Below are 15,338 nucleotides of genomic sequence, written 5' to 3'. Positions count from 1 at the left end.
CTCCCTTAACCTAGGCTAATTTGAACGTCAACGCCCGCAGCAAGGTCTAGACGCATTAGAGCATCAACAGTTTTGTCTGTTGGCTCAACGATGTCGATTAGACGCTTGTGAGTACGGATTTCGTACTGGTCACGTGCTTTCTTGTTAACGTGTGGAGAGATAAGAACTGTGAAACGCTCTTTACGAGTTGGTAGTGGGATTGGACCACGAACCTGTGCGCCAGTGCGCTTAGCTGTTTCAACGATTTCCGCTGTAGAAGCGTCGATTAGTTTGTAATCGAATGCTTTTAGGCGGATACGGATACGTTGGTTCTGCATGAGACAGAGCTCCAATATTAAAAATTACACAAACAATATCGCCACTCAGACTCGTAAAGACGAGAGAATGCCGATTGATTTATGTGAAACCGTAGCATCCAAGATTAGGACGCATTGTCAGTTAATTTTCGATTAACTACCCCTACATACCAGAGTCACCTCTGGGGATAGTTTTTCCGAAGAAAAGATAGCTAATTGTATTAACCGCGAACATAAGCTGAGTCTACATTACCTCGTAAATCCGAAGATTTACTCGCTCCTCATTGCTCATTGGTTCACAACTGGCTTAACCAGTGCGCTGCATTATACAGATCACACTTTAGGATGCAATAGCCGAGTGAAAAATAATCGAACAAATTTTAGTCGCTCGATTCTCCCCTACTTTTGCACTAGCCAATAAACAAAAAGGACGCCGAAGCGTCCTTTTTTAAACTGTAATCGTAATAGCGTCTGCTATTATTTCTTACCGCTTGATAGTGCACCGAAACGCTTGTTGAAGCGATCAACACGGCCGCCTGTATCAACGATACGTTGCTTACCAGTGTAGAATGGGTGACACTTGTCACATACGTCTAGGTGGATAGACTCCTTCGCTAGAGTAGATTTGAACTCGAAAGAGTTGCCGCAAGAACAAGTAGCAGTGATTGCTTTGTATTCTGGGTGGATACCAGCTTTCATGGGATAACCTCAATTGTAGGCCGTGTCGCTATACGAGTCTAAGCCGCACACCACACGTAATTAATGATAAAAGTGCGATACCGCATCGACCAATCGCCGAAGCCATATCTCAAGGCGCAGTATAGTAATGAATCACTAAGCTAGGATCAACACATTTGGCAACTTTTTCGCCACTTTTTTCACCAGTACTTTAGTACTGAGAGGAATCTACCCTCATTAAATACCGATCACTCGAATTTCTTAGTGCGTTTTAATAGACTATAGCCCTCTTCCCTCTTTTATATAGTAAAGATTCTATGCGTCCATCCATTGCCAGAGTGGCACTGCCAGTCCCTCTCGACAAACAGTTTGATTATGCCATTCCCGGGCATCTGTTTCCGATCATTGGTGGGCGAGTTTCTGTACCTTTTGGGCGTCAAACTTTAGTTGGAATTGTCACCGCGATGGTTAATCACTCTGACTTTCCTAAAGAGCAACTTAAGCCACTTAAAGCTGTATTAGACACCCAACCCATTTGGTCAGAGAAGCTCTATTCTTTGCTTACTTGGTGTAGTCAGTTCTATCAGTATCCTCTTGGTGACACCTTGCACAACGCTATGCCTGCCGCCCTAAGAAAAGGCAAACCTGCTGACTTCTCAACCTTATACGAGTGGCAAATTACCACTTCAGGCAAAGATAAACTTATGCAAGGGCTTGGTCGAGCGGTTAAACAGCAGCGTGCTCTGCAGATGTTGATTGACGGTCCCATTCCACATCAAGAGTTTAGTGATCAAGAAATACCATCTTCAGTGCTCAAGTCTTTAGAGGAAAAAGGCTGGATTGAACGTATTGAAAAGAGACCAGAGATCACCAAGTGGGGAGAGCAAGTTGAGCGTGAAGTTGAGAAGCCCAAGCTTAACCATGAACAAGCTCTGGCAATCGCCAGTGTGAATAGCCAAACCGGATTTGCCTGCTATTTATTAGAGGGCGTTACCGGTTCGGGGAAAACCGAAGTCTACTTAAACCTGATCAAGCCAGTGCTCGAGAAAGGCAAACAAGCGTTGGTTTTAGTGCCCGAGATCGGCTTAACACCGCAAACCATCAATCGCTTTAAGCATCGCTTCAATGTTCCTGTGGACGTGATTCATTCTGGTTTGAATGATACTGAGCGACTCAATGCTTGGCTTTCAGCGCGAGACAAAGCAGCTGGCATCATTATCGGAACACGCTCTGCTCTGCTTACCCCTTTTGCTGACCTTGGCATTATTATTGTCGATGAGGAGCATGACTCTTCATACAAACAGCAAGACAGCCTGCGCTACCACGCTCGCGATGTCGCTGTAATGCGAGCACATAAAGAACAAGTACCCATCGTACTTGGTTCTGCGACACCTGCTTTAGAAACACTGCACAACGCACTTTCTGGTAAGTATCACCACTTAACGCTCACCCAACGCGCAGGCTCTGCGGTACCAACAACGAATAAAGTACTGGATGTTAAAGGGCTTTACCTAGACAGTGGCTTATCTGCCCCTCTGATCGCTGAAATGCGTAAGCACCTCGATTCTGGCAACCAAGTCATGCTGTTCCTAAACCGCCGTGGTTTTTCTCCTGCGTTGATGTGTCATGAGTGTGGCTGGACAGCAGAGTGTAAGCGCTGCGATGCCTACTATACCTTCCACCAGTACAGCAATGAGATCCGATGCCACCACTGTGGCTCTCAACAACCCGTGATTCATCAATGCCAAGGTTGTGGCTCCACTCAACTAGTCACCGTTGGAGTTGGGACAGAGCAACTGGAGCTTCAACTTGCTAAGCTCTTTCCTGAATACAAAGCGATTCGTATTGATAGAGACAGCACTCGCCGTAAAGGCAGCTTGGAAGATGCTCTCGAATCGATTCGTAAAGGCGAATATCAAATCCTGATCGGTACGCAAATGCTGGCGAAAGGTCACCACTTCCCGAACGTGACGCTCGTGGCACTGCTGGACGTGGACGGCTCTCTATATAGTAGTGACTTTCGGGCTTCGGAAAGGCTGGCGCAATTGTTCATTCAAGTTGCGGGGCGTGCTGGTCGTGCAAGCAAACCTGGCGAAGTGATTTTACAGACTCACCACCCTGAGCACAGCTTACTTCAGTCTCTATTACAGAAAGACTATCGTGACTTTGCCATGACAGCACTAGAGGAACGTAAGTTGGCTCAGCTTCCACCTTACAGCTTCTTAACCCTATTTAAAGCGGAAGCCAACCAAAGCGAGTTGGTCGAAGACTTTTTGCGTCAGGTTCGCTTCACTCTTGAGTCACACCCATTATTTGATGGTTCCTGCATGGTTTTGGGTCCGACTCCATCACCATTAGCTAAGCGTGCTGGGAAATATCGTTGGCAGTTGTTACTGCAAACTCAGCATCGCTCATTGATGCAAAAGTTATTAACCAGTGCAAAACCTGCTATTGAGTTGTTGCCAAATGCCAAGAAAGTTCGCTGGAATTTAGACATAGAACCACAGGATCTCAGCTAGCAAACGTTTAACTATGTAATGAATTACCTTCTAATGTGAGTCAAATCACATTAGGATTGCAATTTTTGTTAAACAGACCGTAACTTTCCCTTTAGAAATGAATAGACTATTCAAATTAGTAAAGTCTAAAGTGGATCAGTCACATAGGCTTCAATTAGAACAATGACTCACGTCATCTTGGCGAATATTTTAAGAGGGTAAAAACTATGGCGACAATGAAGGATGTTGCCCAGCTTGCAGGGGTATCTACTGCTACGGTATCGCGAGCATTAATGAATCCAGAAAAAGTCTCTTCATCAACAAGAAAGAGAGTGGAAGATGCCGTACTTGAAGCTGGTTATTCACCGAATTCATTAGCTCGTAATTTACGTAGAAATGAATCAAAGACCATTGTCACTATCGTACCGGACATATGCGATCCGTATTTCTCTGAAATAATTCGCGGTATCGAAGATGCAGCAATGGAACACGGTTACCTAGTTCTTCTTGGCGATAGCGGTCAGCAGAAAAAGCGCGAAAGCTCATTCGTAAACTTAGTATTCACCAAGCAAGCTGATGGCATGTTACTACTGGGCACCGACTTACCATTCGATGTCAGCAAGCCAGAGCAGAAAAACCTACCACCAATGGTCATGGCGTGCGAATTCGCTCCTGAGCTGGAACTACCAACGGTGCATATCGATAACTTGACCTCTGCATTTGAAGCCGTGAACTACCTGACGCAACTTGGTCACAAGCGTATTGCTCAGATCTCCGGTCCAGATACTGCGGTGCTGTGCCAGTTCCGCCAACAAGGTTACCAACAAGCACTTCGCCGTGCTGGTATTAGTAAAGAAGAGCAATACAGCATTGTGGCTGACTTCTCTTTCGAAGGTGGCGTTCAAGCCGTACGCAAACTTCTCGAATTGCCTGAACCACCAACCGCTCTATTCTGTCACTGCGACACCATGGCGATTGGTGCTATCCAAGAAGCGAAACGTCTTGGTCTGCGTATTCCGCAGGATTTATCGGTTGTCGGCTTTGATGATATTCAATTCGCGCAATACTGCGATCCACCGTTAACCACCATCTCTCAACCACGTTATGAGATTGGTCGCCAAGCAATGCTAATGATGCTAGAGCTACTGAAAGGTCACGACGTGCACTCAGGCTCTCGCTTGCTTGAAACTAAATTAGTTGTGCGTGGTAGTGCAGCGCCACCACCTTTACGCTAATCAGTAAGCGAATCCACAACATAAATAGAAACGAAAGCGACGCATCTAGCGTCGTTTTTTTACGCCTATCCTGTACGTAGCTAACAAGATTACGTGAATAGGGTGTTTTCTCGTCGCGTTCTGGATTAACATATTTGCCAGAATCCTTGATGACCAGAAGTAACCGTGGCAAATAGAGATTATGTAAGACGCGGACGCGGCGCTCCGAAGAAGTCGACAAAAAAACAACCTTCCAGAAAGAAACCTTGGCGTAGTGGTCTACTAGCAATTCTGCTTGTGGGCGGTTTTGGCTACGGCTTATATCTACTCAGTAATGACCCTGAACCGGAACAACCCGTTGCGAAACAGGAACCAGTGACCACCAGCAAACCAAAGCCGAAGAAAGAGTTACCGCCCCCACCAGAAGAAAAGTGGGAATACGTGGAATCTCTACCGAAGCGTGAAGTGGAAGTCGTTGCCAAAGAAGTTGAAGTATCAAAAGTCCCTTATGTGATGCAATGTGGCGCTTACAAAAAACAGAGCCAAGCTGAAGAACGTAAGCTAGCGATTGCTTTCCAAGGTATTACGAGCCGTGTCATTAAGAAAGACGGAAGCTCTTGGTACCGTGTTGTTCTTGGTCCATACAAGTTCAAACGAGACGCAGAGAAAGATCGCCACAAGTTGCAACGCGCGAAGATCGAGCCGTGTGCAATTTGGAAAGAGAATCTTTAATTCTTATTCGATATACCCAAGTGACTTCAAGATGCAGGATTCAGAGCGTTGTCATTGATTCGAGATCAAGGAAAACAACGCAGCGAAATAGCCTGCTCTTTCCAAGTTGTTTGACACAGAGATCGAATTAATGACACGCTCCCGAAGGGCGAGTTGTCTTGGCTCGTATACTTTGTTGTCGATTATTGATTTAGAGTAACTAGATCTTCAAATCGCCGCCGCGTCTACGAACCAAGTCATTCTCGCTGAAGCAAGCATCTCGAGGTTACTTGGGTATACATTAATGCAGAGACCAACCGAGTGATCGGTTGGTCTTTTCTTTTATTGGAGAGTGCTGCTCATTCTCACGCTAGGGAATGACTCAAGATCATTCATCACCACAAATCCAGTTCAGTTTCACTATATAGGGTATATACCCAACTCGTTCGTATAAACCAGCACCCTCGCCAAACACCCTGCTCTCTTCCTTGTTCAAAATGACAAAACGTAATGTCTGCAATCGAAAAACACCTTCCCCTTGAATCCCCGAATCCCTTACCCCATATACTTAATTAAATCCAAAGAGAAATAATTAAGAGGTCGACTGTGACTACCATTGTATCTGTACGTCGAAACAATAAAGTCGTCATCGCGGGTGATGGCCAAGTGTCGCTAGGCAATACCGTAATGAAAGGCAACGCACGTAAAGTTCGCCGCCTATACAACAACCAAGTTCTTGCTGGTTTTGCTGGCGGTACTGCGGATGCCTTTACCCTATTCGAGCGCTTTGAAAGCAAGCTGCAAATGCACCAAGGTCACCTTACTAAGGCTGCCGTTGAGTTAGCAAAAGATTGGCGTAGCGACCGCGCACTTCGCAAACTAGAAGCACTACTGGCCGTTGCGGATGAAACTGCTTCACTGATCATCACTGGTAACGGTGATGTCGTTCAGCCAGAAAACGATCTTATCGCCATTGGCTCTGGCGGCGCATACGCGCAAGCAGCAGCAACCGCATTATTAGAAAACACAGATCTAGACGCGCGAGAAATCGCAGAAAAAGCACTGAACATTGCTGGCGACATCTGTGTATTCACCAACCATCATCACACTGTAGAAGAGCTAGAATCTACAGCAGAGCTTCCTAAGCCAACGGCTTAAGCGTAATCGTAACGAAGTAAGGAAAGAATATGTCTGAAATGACTCCTCGCGAAATCGTTCATGAACTGAACCGCCACATTATTGGTCAAGACAAAGCAAAACGTTCGGTTGCGATTGCACTACGTAACCGCTGGCGTCGTATGCAGCTTGAAGAAAGCTTGCGTGTCGAAGTAACGCCAAAAAATATCCTTATGATTGGTCCAACTGGTGTTGGTAAGACAGAGATCGCTCGTCGTCTTGCTAAGCTAGCAAACGCACCTTTCATCAAAGTCGAAGCAACAAAGTTCACCGAAGTGGGCTATGTAGGTAAAGAAGTGGAAACCATCATCCGCGATCTGACCGATGTTGCTGTGAAGATGACTCACCAACAAGCGATGGAAAAAGTAAAATTCCGCGCTGAAGAGCAAGCCGAAGAGCGTATTCTTGATGCCCTACTGCCACCAGCACGTGATGCTTGGGGTCAAACAGAGCAGAAAGAAGATACATCGAACACTCGCCAAGTCTTCCGCAAGAAACTGCGCGAAGGTCAGCTAGACGACAAAGAAATCGAAATCGATGTAGCTGCACCGCAAATGGGTGTCGAGATCATGGCGCCTCCTGGTATGGAAGAAATGACCAACCAGCTACAAGGTATGTTCCAAAACCTCGCTGGCGACACCAAGAAAAAACGCAAGCTGAAAATCAAAGACGCGATGAAAGCATTGGCGGAAGAAGAAGCAGCGAAACTGGTGAACCAAGAAGAGCTGAAAGAGTCTGCCATCTTCAACGTAGAGAACAACGGCATCGTATTCATCGATGAGATCGATAAGATTTGTAAGCGCGGTGAAAGCTCTGGCCCTGACGTTTCTCGCGAAGGTGTTCAGCGTGACCTATTACCTCTTATTGAAGGTAGCACGGTATCAACGAAGCACGGTATGGTGAAAACAGACCACATCCTATTCGTCGCTTCTGGCGCATTCCAAGTAGCGAAACCTTCTGACCTGATCCCAGAATTGCAAGGTCGTCTACCAATTCGCGTTGAGCTTGAAGCACTGACCAGCAACGATTTCAAACGTATCCTAACTGAGCCAAAAGCGTCTCTGACAGAACAGTACGTTGCGCTGATGAAAACTGAAAACGTGGATGTAGAATTCACAGAAGATGGCATCACGCAAATCGCAGAAGCAGCATGGACAGTAAACGAAACCACTGAAAACATCGGTGCACGTCGTCTGCATACTGTGATGGAGCGTTTGATGGATGAGATTTCTTACGACGCAGCAGAGCAATCAGGTGCGAAGTTCGTGATTAACGCGGCTTACGTGAAAGATCGTCTAGGCGATACGATTGAAGATGAAGATCTAAGTCGCTTTATTCTTTAATTGTAATCTATCATGCCAAAGCCCAGAACCTTGTTTCTGGGCTTTTTCGTTTAGAATGATGGTAGCTTTAACAAGCTCTAGACCAAAAGAGTTCATCATCCTAGCAAACTCAGGCGTGGCTATGGTTCTAATCATCGCGTGCATCGCCCTCTTCTCTTCATGAAAGAGCACTGTTTTATTGCCTCAAATATGGAAACTGTGTTCCTTCTCTATAAGTCCTTGAGTCTTAATTGAGTTGTTTCAAGTCAATAGCGCATCGAGCGCTTTGTGCTTATACTGGGCACATTGGTTACTAGCACGAAATATCCATGAAACAATCATTGCAGATCTGGCTTGAAGCCGCTCGCCCAAAAACTTTACCTCTCGCACTGGTGTCTATTTTAACTGGTAGCGTACTTGCATACTCTGCTGGTCACTTCTCGCTGACCATCGCAGTGATGGCATTTGTCACAGCAACACTGCTGCAGATTCTGTCTAACCTTGCGAACGATTATGGCGACGCAGTGAAAGGCACAGATAACGACAATCGCTTAGGTCCTCAGCGGGCGATGCAGTCTGGCGCAGTCACAGCGGATCAAATGAAAAAAGCGATCATCTTCAACATCATTCTGACTGCCATTGCCGGTCTGACATTGGTGTTTTACGCGCTGAGCTCGTTTGAAAGCATCATTACCTTTATTGGCTTAGGCATTCTTGCCATCCTTGCGGCGATTGCGTACACCATGGGCAGTAAACCTTACGGCTATGTTGGTCTAGGTGACTTGTCAGTATTCCTTTTCTTTGGCTTACTTGGTGTATCTGGCACTTACTTCCTGCACACGGGTCATGTTGATGCGACGTTATTCTTACCAGCGCTAGGCTGTGGTTTATTGGCGGTAGCAGTACTGAACATCAATAATATGCGTGATATCGAAAATGACAGCGAATGTGGCAAACGCACCATGGCAGTTCGACTAGGGCAACGTAAAGCTAAGCAGTATCACTTTATTTTGCTTGGTGGTGCGCTACTGGCTTTTGCCGCTTACCTGCTCATTCAAGACAAGCCAGTATGGATCAGCTTACCCTTCTTGCTCAGCATCTACGTAGTAGCCCACCACGGGAAAGCCGTTTGGGATACTGAGAAACCAGCACAAATTGCACCTATGATGCCAGTTGTCGTGAAGTGCTCACTGGTGACTAACGTTTTATTTGCAACAATTGTGGTAGCTCAAACTCTGATGAGTTAAAAAAGGATTGTCATTGCATTGACTTAATGCCTAGATATACTCAAAGACAACAGTTTCTGTTTAGAAAGGTACGCTATGGAATACAATACCTCAGCACTCTGTGATATCTATCTTGATCAGGTAGATGTAGTTGAACCGATGTTCAGTAACTTTGGCGGTCGAGCGTCGTTTGCCGGGCAAGTGACGACGATTAAGTGTTTTGAAGACAACGCACTGATCCGTGAAACGTTAGAACAAGATGGTATCGGGCGAGTATTGCTGATTGATGGTGGCGGTTCCTTGCGCAGAGCCTTAATCGATGCAGAAATCGCAACACTAGCAGAAGAAAACGAATGGGAAGGGATTGTGGTTTATGGTTGTGTTCGCGAAGTGGACGAACTGGAAGACATGAACCTTGGCATTCAGGCTCTCGCTTCAATTCCTGTTGGGGCAGCAAATCAAGGCATTGGGGAAATCGACGTACCAGTGAACTTTGGTGGTGTTAGCTTCCTACCTGAAGATTACATCTATGCCGATAGCACAGGCATCATTCTTTCACCTGAGCCACTCAATGTAGACTTAGAGCTCGATGAAGAAGACGAAGATGAAGCAGAGTTAAATTAATCTTTTATTAGCAACTAGCCGCATCGCTAAAAAACATCGCCAAATACGCAAACACCCGCCGAAGCGGGTGTTTTTGATTCTGGATACTTAAGTGGATTATTCCACTTCGTCCATCTTGCCAAGTAGTGCACGAATGCGCTCTTGCCATTGTGCGTGCTCTTGTTGAGCTTGCTGAGATTTTTGCTCTAGCTCTTCACGTTGAGAACGAAGCTCGTTAGCTTCTGTTTCAAGTTTTACTTTATCTTCTTTCAGCTCTTCGACTTCCATCTGAAGAAGAGTGATTGTGTCAACTGCAGTTTGAATTTTCGCTTCTAGTTGTTCTAGTACTTCAAAAGACATCTTGGCCTACCTATTGTTATTCCGTTGGGACGATGCGCGAGCGTTCGCTTGCATCTTACCGATAAGGTTCATTCTACTCAGCGTAGCGACGAGAAACACTCACTATATTCGATATTTCGCATCATTCGGTTAAAAAATCAGCGCAATCTCACTAAACGCTGACTTTTCTTATCCTAGAGGCATTTTTGAACAATGCAATTTGCTCTCTCAACGCCAAAAACTCACCCAAGTATTGATCAAATTCAACTTAGTTAAAGTAAAAGCTCAGCAAAAAGGCAAACGTTTAACTTACGATGTGATAGAATCGCCGCGCAAATTCTTCTTCCCTCTTGTTACTTGGAGACATCATGAAACGCGATTTAGCGATGGCATTTTCCCGTGTTACTGAAGGTGCCGCTCTGGCTGGCTATAAATGGCTTGGTCGTGGCGACAAAAACGCAGCGGACGGTGCTGCTGTTGAAGTTATGCGCACCTTGCTGAACAAAACAGACATCAATGGTGAAATCGTTATTGGTGAAGGCGAAATCGATGATGCGCCAATGCTATACATTGGTGAGCAAGTGGGCATCGGTGGCGATGAAGTAGATATCGCCGTTGACCCGATTGAAGGCACACGCATGACAGCAATGGGTCAATCTAACGCATTAGCAGTGCTAGCAGCCGGTGAGAAAGGCAGCTTCCTTAAAGCGCCGGACATGTACATGGAAAAATTGGTTGTTGGTCCTGGTGCAAAAGGCGTTATCGACTTAGGTAAACCTCTAAAAGAAAACCTAGAAAACGTTGCTAAAGCACTGAACAAGACTCTTGATACACTTGTTGTGATTACGCTTGCTAAGCCACGTCACGATGAAGTGATCGCAGAGATGCAAGCGATGGGCGTTCGTGTGTTCGCAGTGCCAGACGGTGACGTAGCCGCTTCAATCCTAACTTGTATGCCAGATAGCGAAGTAGACGTGATGTATTGCATCGGCGGCGCTCCAGAAGGCGTTGTATCGGCAGCAGTGATTCGCGCACTAGACGGTGACATGCATGGTCGTCTTCTTCCTCGTCACGAAGTAAAAGGCGATACTGAAGAAAACCGCATCTACGGCGCTGCTGAACTTCAACGCTGTGAAGAGATGGGCGTTCAAGCGAACGTGGTTCTAAAGATGGAAGACATGGCACGCAGCGACAACGTAGTATTCTCTGCAACGGGTATTACCAAGGGTGACCTACTGGAAGGTATCTCTCGTCAAGGTAACATCGCAACAACAGAAACCCTATTGATTCGCGGTCGCTGTCGTACTATTCGTCGCATCAAGTCTACGCACTACCTAGAGCGTAAAGACCCTGAAGTGCGCGATATCATTCTTTAAGCAGTATTCGAGGCTCCCACTCACTCTGAGTTGGAGCCTTTCTTTTCTGGTAAGTCATTTAAACTTCGTTTTTAATCGCGAGACTGAGAATCTAATTCCAGCAAGCTCTTAAGCTTTATTCCTCTTCCAGACCACAGAAACAAAAGATAATAGATTCTGAATCACACTCGTTCCTCGGTGTTCAGAATGACGATTACTTTAACAAGCTATAAACCAAAAGAGTTCGTCATCCTAGCGAGCTCAAGCGAGACTAAGGATCTAGTAACAGCGCCCCCAAACTCTTCTTCATTCACCTTAAATCACAGCACAAACGGATAATAGATTCTGCATCACGCTCGTTCCTCGATGTTCAGAATGACAATTACTTTAACAAGCTATAAACCAAAAGAGTTCGTCATCCTAGCGAGTCCAAGCGAGATTAAGGATCTAGTAACAGCGCCCCCAAACTCTTCTTCATTCACCTTAAATCACAGCACAAACGGACAATAGATTCTGCATCACGCTCGTTCCTCGATGTTCAGAATGACGATTACTTTAACAAGCTATAAACCCAAAGAGTTCGTCATCCTAGCGAGCTCAAGCGAGACTAAGGAGCTAGTAACAGTGCCCCCCAAACTCTTCCTCATTCACCTTAAATCACAGCACAAACGGACAATAGATTCTGAATCACACTCGTTCCTCGGTGTTCAGAATGACGATTACTTAAACAAGCCATAAACCAAAAGAGTTCGTCATCCTAGCGAGCTCAAGCGAGACTAAGGAGCTAGTAACAGCGCCCCCAAACTCTTCTTCATTCACCTTAAATCACAGCACAAACGGATAATAGATTCTGAATCACACTTGTTCCTTGTTGTTTAGAATGACGACATATACCCAACAAATCCACACACAAATTAAGTCAACACTTTTCTTTACTAACCCTATCGAGCATAATATGTACTGATGTATAGATGGTGGGTATATGAAGACCGTAGATAGGATTTTGCAAATCGTTAAGCGTGATGGCTCTGTCACTGCGAAACAACTCTCTTCTGAACTGGGAATGACAACCATGGGTGCGCGTCAGCATCTACAAGGTTTAGAAGATGACGGCATCCTGTCGATTCATGATGTAAAGGTCAAAGTTGGGCGCCCAACCCGTCATTGGTCCCTTACACAAAAAGGTCATGAGCAATTTGCTGATCGCCACGGCGAACTGACCATTCAGTTTATTGAAGCGGTAGAGCACATCTTCGGTAAAGACGGATTGGAGAAAGTCACATCTGAGCGCGAGAAACTCACCCTACAAAACTACCAGCAACACCTTGAGCAGTGCGACTCTCTGGAAAGCAAGTTACAGACACTTGTTACTCTGCGTGAGCAAGAAGGCTACATGGCAGAACTAGAGAAAGATGAACATGGGTTTATTCTCATCGAAAACCACTGCCCTATTTGCAAAGCAGCCACTCGCTGCCCAAGTTTGTGCCAATCTGAACTCAATGTCTTCCAATCACTTTTAGGTAGCGAAACCAAAATCGAACGAGATGAGCACATCATCAGTGGTCAACGTCGCTGCGTGTACCGAATCCAACAATAAATCTTCGATCAAACCAACCGTTATTATGAACATACTCTCTTATAAATGAGACTATGACGCAATTCATCCGCTCTCATCCTCTATGTGGATTAAGCTTTTAGTAACTAGGAGCAACATCCAATGGATTTGGAGCGGCTATGCCGAACAGCTACACACCTCAAGTTTTGCCCTCATTCGATGAAATGGTAAAAATGGCAGAACGCGACCCCGAAGCCTTTGAGCAATTTCGTCATGATATGGCGAAAGAGATGATTGAAGGTGCTTCAGAGCAGATGCAACCTCGACTGTGGGCACAGCAAAGTCACATAGATAGAGTCATTCATAACTGCAAAAATCCCAACCACACAAATGTCGTATTAATGAATGAATTGCAGAAACAGGTCGTGAAATTCAGAGAGGCATTACAAGGGGAAACCGCCCCAACTAAAAAAGCCGATGTGGTTGAGTTGAAAACGTTTAAAGATAGGGATGATTTTTACTAAAACTCGTTGGATAAATCGAGAAAGTCAGGATTCGTTTTTCTCACTAAATCTAACTTCCACTCTCGCTTCCATTGTTTCAACTGCTTTTCTCGGTTTATGGCAGTTGCCATATCTTCAAACAGCTCAAAGTAAACGAGCTTGTGAACATGATATTTCTTGGTAAAACCCTCAACGATTCCGTTTTTATGCTGCCATATTCTTTGGGCTAGTTGGCTGGTAACACCAATGCAGAGAACTGAGTTATTTTTTGAAGTTAGGATGTAAACGCAAGGTATCTTGTCGATGGTTCATTCTCCTTAATGATCTGTGGTTGCTTTTCCATTGTAATTCACTAGCTCGGTCGTTTACTGCAAACTCGGAGCACTCGGTGAGTAGATTCTGAATCACGCTCGTCCCTCGCTGTTCAGAATGACAGTTAATTTAACTTGCTATTAAGTAACAGAAATCCGTCATTCTAGCGAGCTTCAGCGAGACTAAGAATCTACTTTCAGCAAGTACAAGGACTTAGAAAGAACACCCTCTCGTAGTTACTTTAAGTCACTCTTAAATAAAAGGAATCCGTCATTCTAGCGAGCCTCAGCGAGACTAAGAATCTACTTACAGCAAGTACGAGACCTTAGAAAGAACACCCTCTCATAGTTACTTTAAGTCACTCTTAAATAAAAGGAATCCGTCATTCTAGCGAGCACTAGCGAGACTAAGAATCTACTGCCAGCAAATTCGATACCTAAAGACCTTACTCCGGCTCAGGACCGTATTTGTTCTGACCGGCAGAACCTTTCAAGAAACCACACTCGATAAGAATCCATAGACCACATAGCAGAGAGACCGAAGCAATCAGCATTTGCGGTGTAGATGGGTCCTGCGCAGCAGGGTTAGTCATTGGCGTGGCAACTCGACCAATGATCAATGGAATGTTCAACGCTAGCCAGTAAATCGACTTATTACGGTCATGCCAACGCTTAGTGGTTATCGCCAAATCTGGGATCAGAAGAATCAATAAGAAGATAGGCAGAAGAATATAAGAAAATGCAGGGAACAACTTACTGATGCCCGCACCAAAACCTAAGATTAGGATGTAGTAGATGATGTTCCACATCCAGTAAGTTTTACGACCTATACGCCCTTGGAAAGAAAACAATAACTCTTTAATCGACATCGACTTTTACCCTAATTTTGAAAGGCTATAGATTAGCCGAGTCAGCATGGTTTGAAAAGTTCATCCCCCAAAGGAAAACATCACCAGATTTCAAACTGTAGGTCTGCACATTTAGAGCCTTCAGCTTGTCGACTCTAAATGTCTAAATGAGGCAGTTTGGGCTTTAACCCGAGCAATAGAGCTAGTTCACTACTTTCTGGAAGCAATCAATATCCATATCGCGCACATTCACCGTTAAGCTACGAACATGACTCGCTTGTTCCTGTAGCACAACCATCAGTGCTCTTGATAACTCGCGTTTTTGTTCTGCATTTCTTCCTGCCAGCAAATCAAAGTTGATGTGAATAAAATCAACACTATCACCCTCTTCTCCCACCAACCAATTGTGGCAACGAAGCGCACGTGATTTGACGGACGCAAGCTCGAACAAACCACTCTCCAAGGTGACTTTGTGTAGATCTTCTAGTAATCCCTGGACATTTACACGCTCATCGACTGAGTTGGAATATTCTAAAACTAAGTTTGGCATTTTGATTCCTTTCTTATTACGGCGAACTTTTAACCCACAGTAATACCAATCTAAGGCGCATTTTCCGAGGAATGGACTATCATTCTGTCTACGCGATCACCAATCGATTGCTTTTGACAAAAATAACAGAACTAATGCAGCACCGACCAGATG

Annotated in this window: 15 protein-coding genes and 1 pseudogene; 10 read left to right on the top strand and 6 right to left on the bottom strand. The window is 45.1% G+C overall.

The annotated features are described in order from the left end of the window. Positions 1 to 5: 5 nt before the first annotated feature. Both rpsJ and rpmE read right to left on the bottom strand, forming a co-directional pair. On the bottom strand, positions 6 to 317 hold the full coding sequence (gene rpsJ / locus NL647_RS15050; RefSeq protein WP_004410492.1) for a 30S ribosomal protein S10: 312 nt from the start codon (positions 315 to 317) through the stop codon (positions 6 to 8). A gap of 456 nt (positions 318 to 773) precedes the next feature. Next, complete coding sequence (gene rpmE, locus NL647_RS15045) at positions 774 to 995, bottom strand: 50S ribosomal protein L31 (protein ID WP_005450576.1); 222 nt, start codon at positions 993 to 995, stop codon at positions 774 to 776. A 296-nt stretch (positions 996 to 1,291) separates the two neighbouring features. Between rpmE and priA the strand changes: the two genes are divergently transcribed. From priA to rraA, 7 genes and pseudogenes are all read left to right on the top strand, one after another. Beyond that, on the top strand, positions 1,292 to 3,493 hold the full coding sequence (priA, locus tag NL647_RS15040) for a primosomal protein N' (RefSeq protein ID WP_253650361.1): 2,202 nt from the start codon (positions 1,292 to 1,294) through the stop codon (positions 3,491 to 3,493). A 203-nt stretch (positions 3,494 to 3,696) separates the two neighbouring features. Beyond that, positions 3,697 to 4,707: pseudogene (gene cytR, locus NL647_RS15035) on the top strand (DNA-binding transcriptional regulator CytR); the annotation flags it as partial. A gap of 165 nt (positions 4,708 to 4,872) precedes the next feature. Continuing rightward, positions 4,873 to 5,418: an SPOR domain-containing protein gene (locus NL647_RS15030; protein WP_017817240.1), complete on the top strand. Its 546-nt coding sequence runs from the start codon at positions 4,873 to 4,875 to the stop codon at positions 5,416 to 5,418. A gap of 585 nt (positions 5,419 to 6,003) precedes the next feature. Beyond that, positions 6,004 to 6,555, top strand: coding sequence for an ATP-dependent protease subunit HslV (gene hslV / locus NL647_RS15025; RefSeq protein WP_009698878.1), 552 nt, complete (start codon positions 6,004 to 6,006; stop codon positions 6,553 to 6,555). 29 nt (positions 6,556 to 6,584) lie between these two features. Next, positions 6,585 to 7,916, top strand: a complete 1,332-nt coding sequence (gene hslU / locus NL647_RS15020; protein ID WP_009698879.1) for an HslU--HslV peptidase ATPase subunit — start codon at positions 6,585 to 6,587, stop codon at positions 7,914 to 7,916. A gap of 308 nt (positions 7,917 to 8,224) precedes the next feature. Continuing rightward, positions 8,225 to 9,142 (top strand): 1,4-dihydroxy-2-naphthoate polyprenyltransferase, encoded by a 918-nt coding sequence (locus tag NL647_RS15015; protein WP_005450584.1) that lies wholly within the window; start codon positions 8,225 to 8,227, stop codon positions 9,140 to 9,142. 75 nt (positions 9,143 to 9,217) lie between these two features. After that, the gene (gene rraA / locus NL647_RS15010; RefSeq protein ID WP_005450585.1) at positions 9,218 to 9,745 is read left to right on the top strand and encodes a ribonuclease E activity regulator RraA; all 528 of its coding nucleotides are present in this window, start codon (positions 9,218 to 9,220) and stop codon (positions 9,743 to 9,745) included. Between the two features lie 96 nt (positions 9,746 to 9,841). On the opposite strand, the gene zapB is transcribed toward rraA, so the two are convergent. Then, the gene (gene zapB, locus NL647_RS15005) at positions 9,842 to 10,084 is read right to left on the bottom strand and encodes a cell division protein ZapB (RefSeq protein WP_005450586.1); all 243 of its coding nucleotides are present in this window, start codon (positions 10,082 to 10,084) and stop codon (positions 9,842 to 9,844) included. A gap of 347 nt (positions 10,085 to 10,431) precedes the next feature. Here zapB and glpX point away from each other — a divergent pair, with 347 nt between their 5' ends. The 3 genes from glpX to NL647_RS14990 all read left to right on the top strand — a co-directional run bounded on the left by glpX (position 10,432) and on the right by NL647_RS14990 (position 13,497). Next, the gene (glpX, locus tag NL647_RS15000) at positions 10,432 to 11,439 is read left to right on the top strand and encodes a class II fructose-bisphosphatase (protein WP_253650360.1); all 1,008 of its coding nucleotides are present in this window, start codon (positions 10,432 to 10,434) and stop codon (positions 11,437 to 11,439) included. A 961-nt stretch (positions 11,440 to 12,400) separates the two neighbouring features. Further along, entirely contained in the window at positions 12,401 to 13,015 is a 615-nt protein-coding gene (locus tag NL647_RS14995; protein WP_005446749.1) for a metalloregulator ArsR/SmtB family transcription factor, read from the top strand. Between the two features lie 137 nt (positions 13,016 to 13,152). Then, positions 13,153 to 13,497, top strand: a complete 345-nt coding sequence (locus NL647_RS14990) for a DUF3135 domain-containing protein (protein ID WP_009698881.1) — start codon at positions 13,153 to 13,155, stop codon at positions 13,495 to 13,497. Here the strand turns inward: NL647_RS14990 and NL647_RS14985 are convergent. The 3 genes from NL647_RS14985 to NL647_RS14975 all read right to left on the bottom strand — a co-directional run bounded on the left by NL647_RS14985 (position 13,494) and on the right by NL647_RS14975 (position 15,185). Next, on the bottom strand, positions 13,494 to 13,757 hold the full coding sequence (locus NL647_RS14985) for a GIY-YIG nuclease family protein (RefSeq protein ID WP_367618295.1): 264 nt from the start codon (positions 13,755 to 13,757) through the stop codon (positions 13,494 to 13,496). The genes NL647_RS14990 and NL647_RS14985 overlap by 4 nt on opposite strands. 476 nt (positions 13,758 to 14,233) lie before the next feature. Beyond that, positions 14,234 to 14,656, bottom strand: coding sequence for a DUF805 domain-containing protein (locus NL647_RS14980; RefSeq protein ID WP_005451171.1), 423 nt, complete (start codon positions 14,654 to 14,656; stop codon positions 14,234 to 14,236). 181 nt (positions 14,657 to 14,837) lie between these two features. Beyond that, positions 14,838 to 15,185 carry a 5-carboxymethyl-2-hydroxymuconate Delta-isomerase gene (locus NL647_RS14975; RefSeq protein WP_020195823.1) on the bottom strand — a complete coding sequence of 116 codons (348 nt, stop codon included), beginning with the start codon at positions 15,183 to 15,185 and terminating at the stop codon, positions 14,838 to 14,840. Positions 15,186 to 15,338: the final 153 nt, after the last annotated feature.

This window comes from Vibrio sp. Y29_XK_CS5, assembly GCF_024181835.1.
Taxonomy (GTDB): Bacteria; Pseudomonadota; Gammaproteobacteria; order Enterobacterales; family Vibrionaceae; genus Vibrio; species Vibrio harveyi.
This window is presented reverse-complemented; position numbering and strand designations above follow the sequence as displayed.

What these genes read in the sequence shown, in the direction of transcription:
- rpsJ (WP_004410492.1), bottom strand. Translation starts at nt 317, where the DNA reads ATGCAGAACCAACGTATCCGTATCCGCCTAAAAGCATTCGATTACAAA.
- rpmE (WP_005450576.1), bottom strand. Translation starts at nt 995, where the DNA reads ATGAAAGCTGGTATCCACCCAGAATACAAAGCAATCACTGCTACTTGT.
- priA (WP_253650361.1), top strand. Translation starts at nt 1,292, where the DNA reads ATGCGTCCATCCATTGCCAGAGTGGCACTGCCAGTCCCTCTCGACAAA.
- hslU (WP_009698879.1), top strand. Translation starts at nt 6,585, where the DNA reads ATGTCTGAAATGACTCCTCGCGAAATCGTTCATGAACTGAACCGCCAC.
- NL647_RS15015 (WP_005450584.1), top strand. Translation starts at nt 8,225, where the DNA reads ATGAAACAATCATTGCAGATCTGGCTTGAAGCCGCTCGCCCAAAAACT.
- rraA (WP_005450585.1), top strand. Translation starts at nt 9,218, where the DNA reads ATGGAATACAATACCTCAGCACTCTGTGATATCTATCTTGATCAGGTA.
- zapB (WP_005450586.1), bottom strand. Translation starts at nt 10,084, where the DNA reads ATGTCTTTTGAAGTACTAGAACAACTAGAAGCGAAAATTCAAACTGCA.
- glpX (WP_253650360.1), top strand. Translation starts at nt 10,432, where the DNA reads ATGAAACGCGATTTAGCGATGGCATTTTCCCGTGTTACTGAAGGTGCC.
- NL647_RS14995 (WP_005446749.1), top strand. Translation starts at nt 12,401, where the DNA reads ATGAAGACCGTAGATAGGATTTTGCAAATCGTTAAGCGTGATGGCTCT.
- NL647_RS14990 (WP_009698881.1), top strand. Translation starts at nt 13,153, where the DNA reads ATGCCGAACAGCTACACACCTCAAGTTTTGCCCTCATTCGATGAAATG.
- NL647_RS14980 (WP_005451171.1), bottom strand. Translation starts at nt 14,656, where the DNA reads ATGTCGATTAAAGAGTTATTGTTTTCTTTCCAAGGGCGTATAGGTCGT.
- NL647_RS14975 (WP_020195823.1), bottom strand. Translation starts at nt 15,185, where the DNA reads ATGCCAAACTTAGTTTTAGAATATTCCAACTCAGTCGATGAGCGTGTA.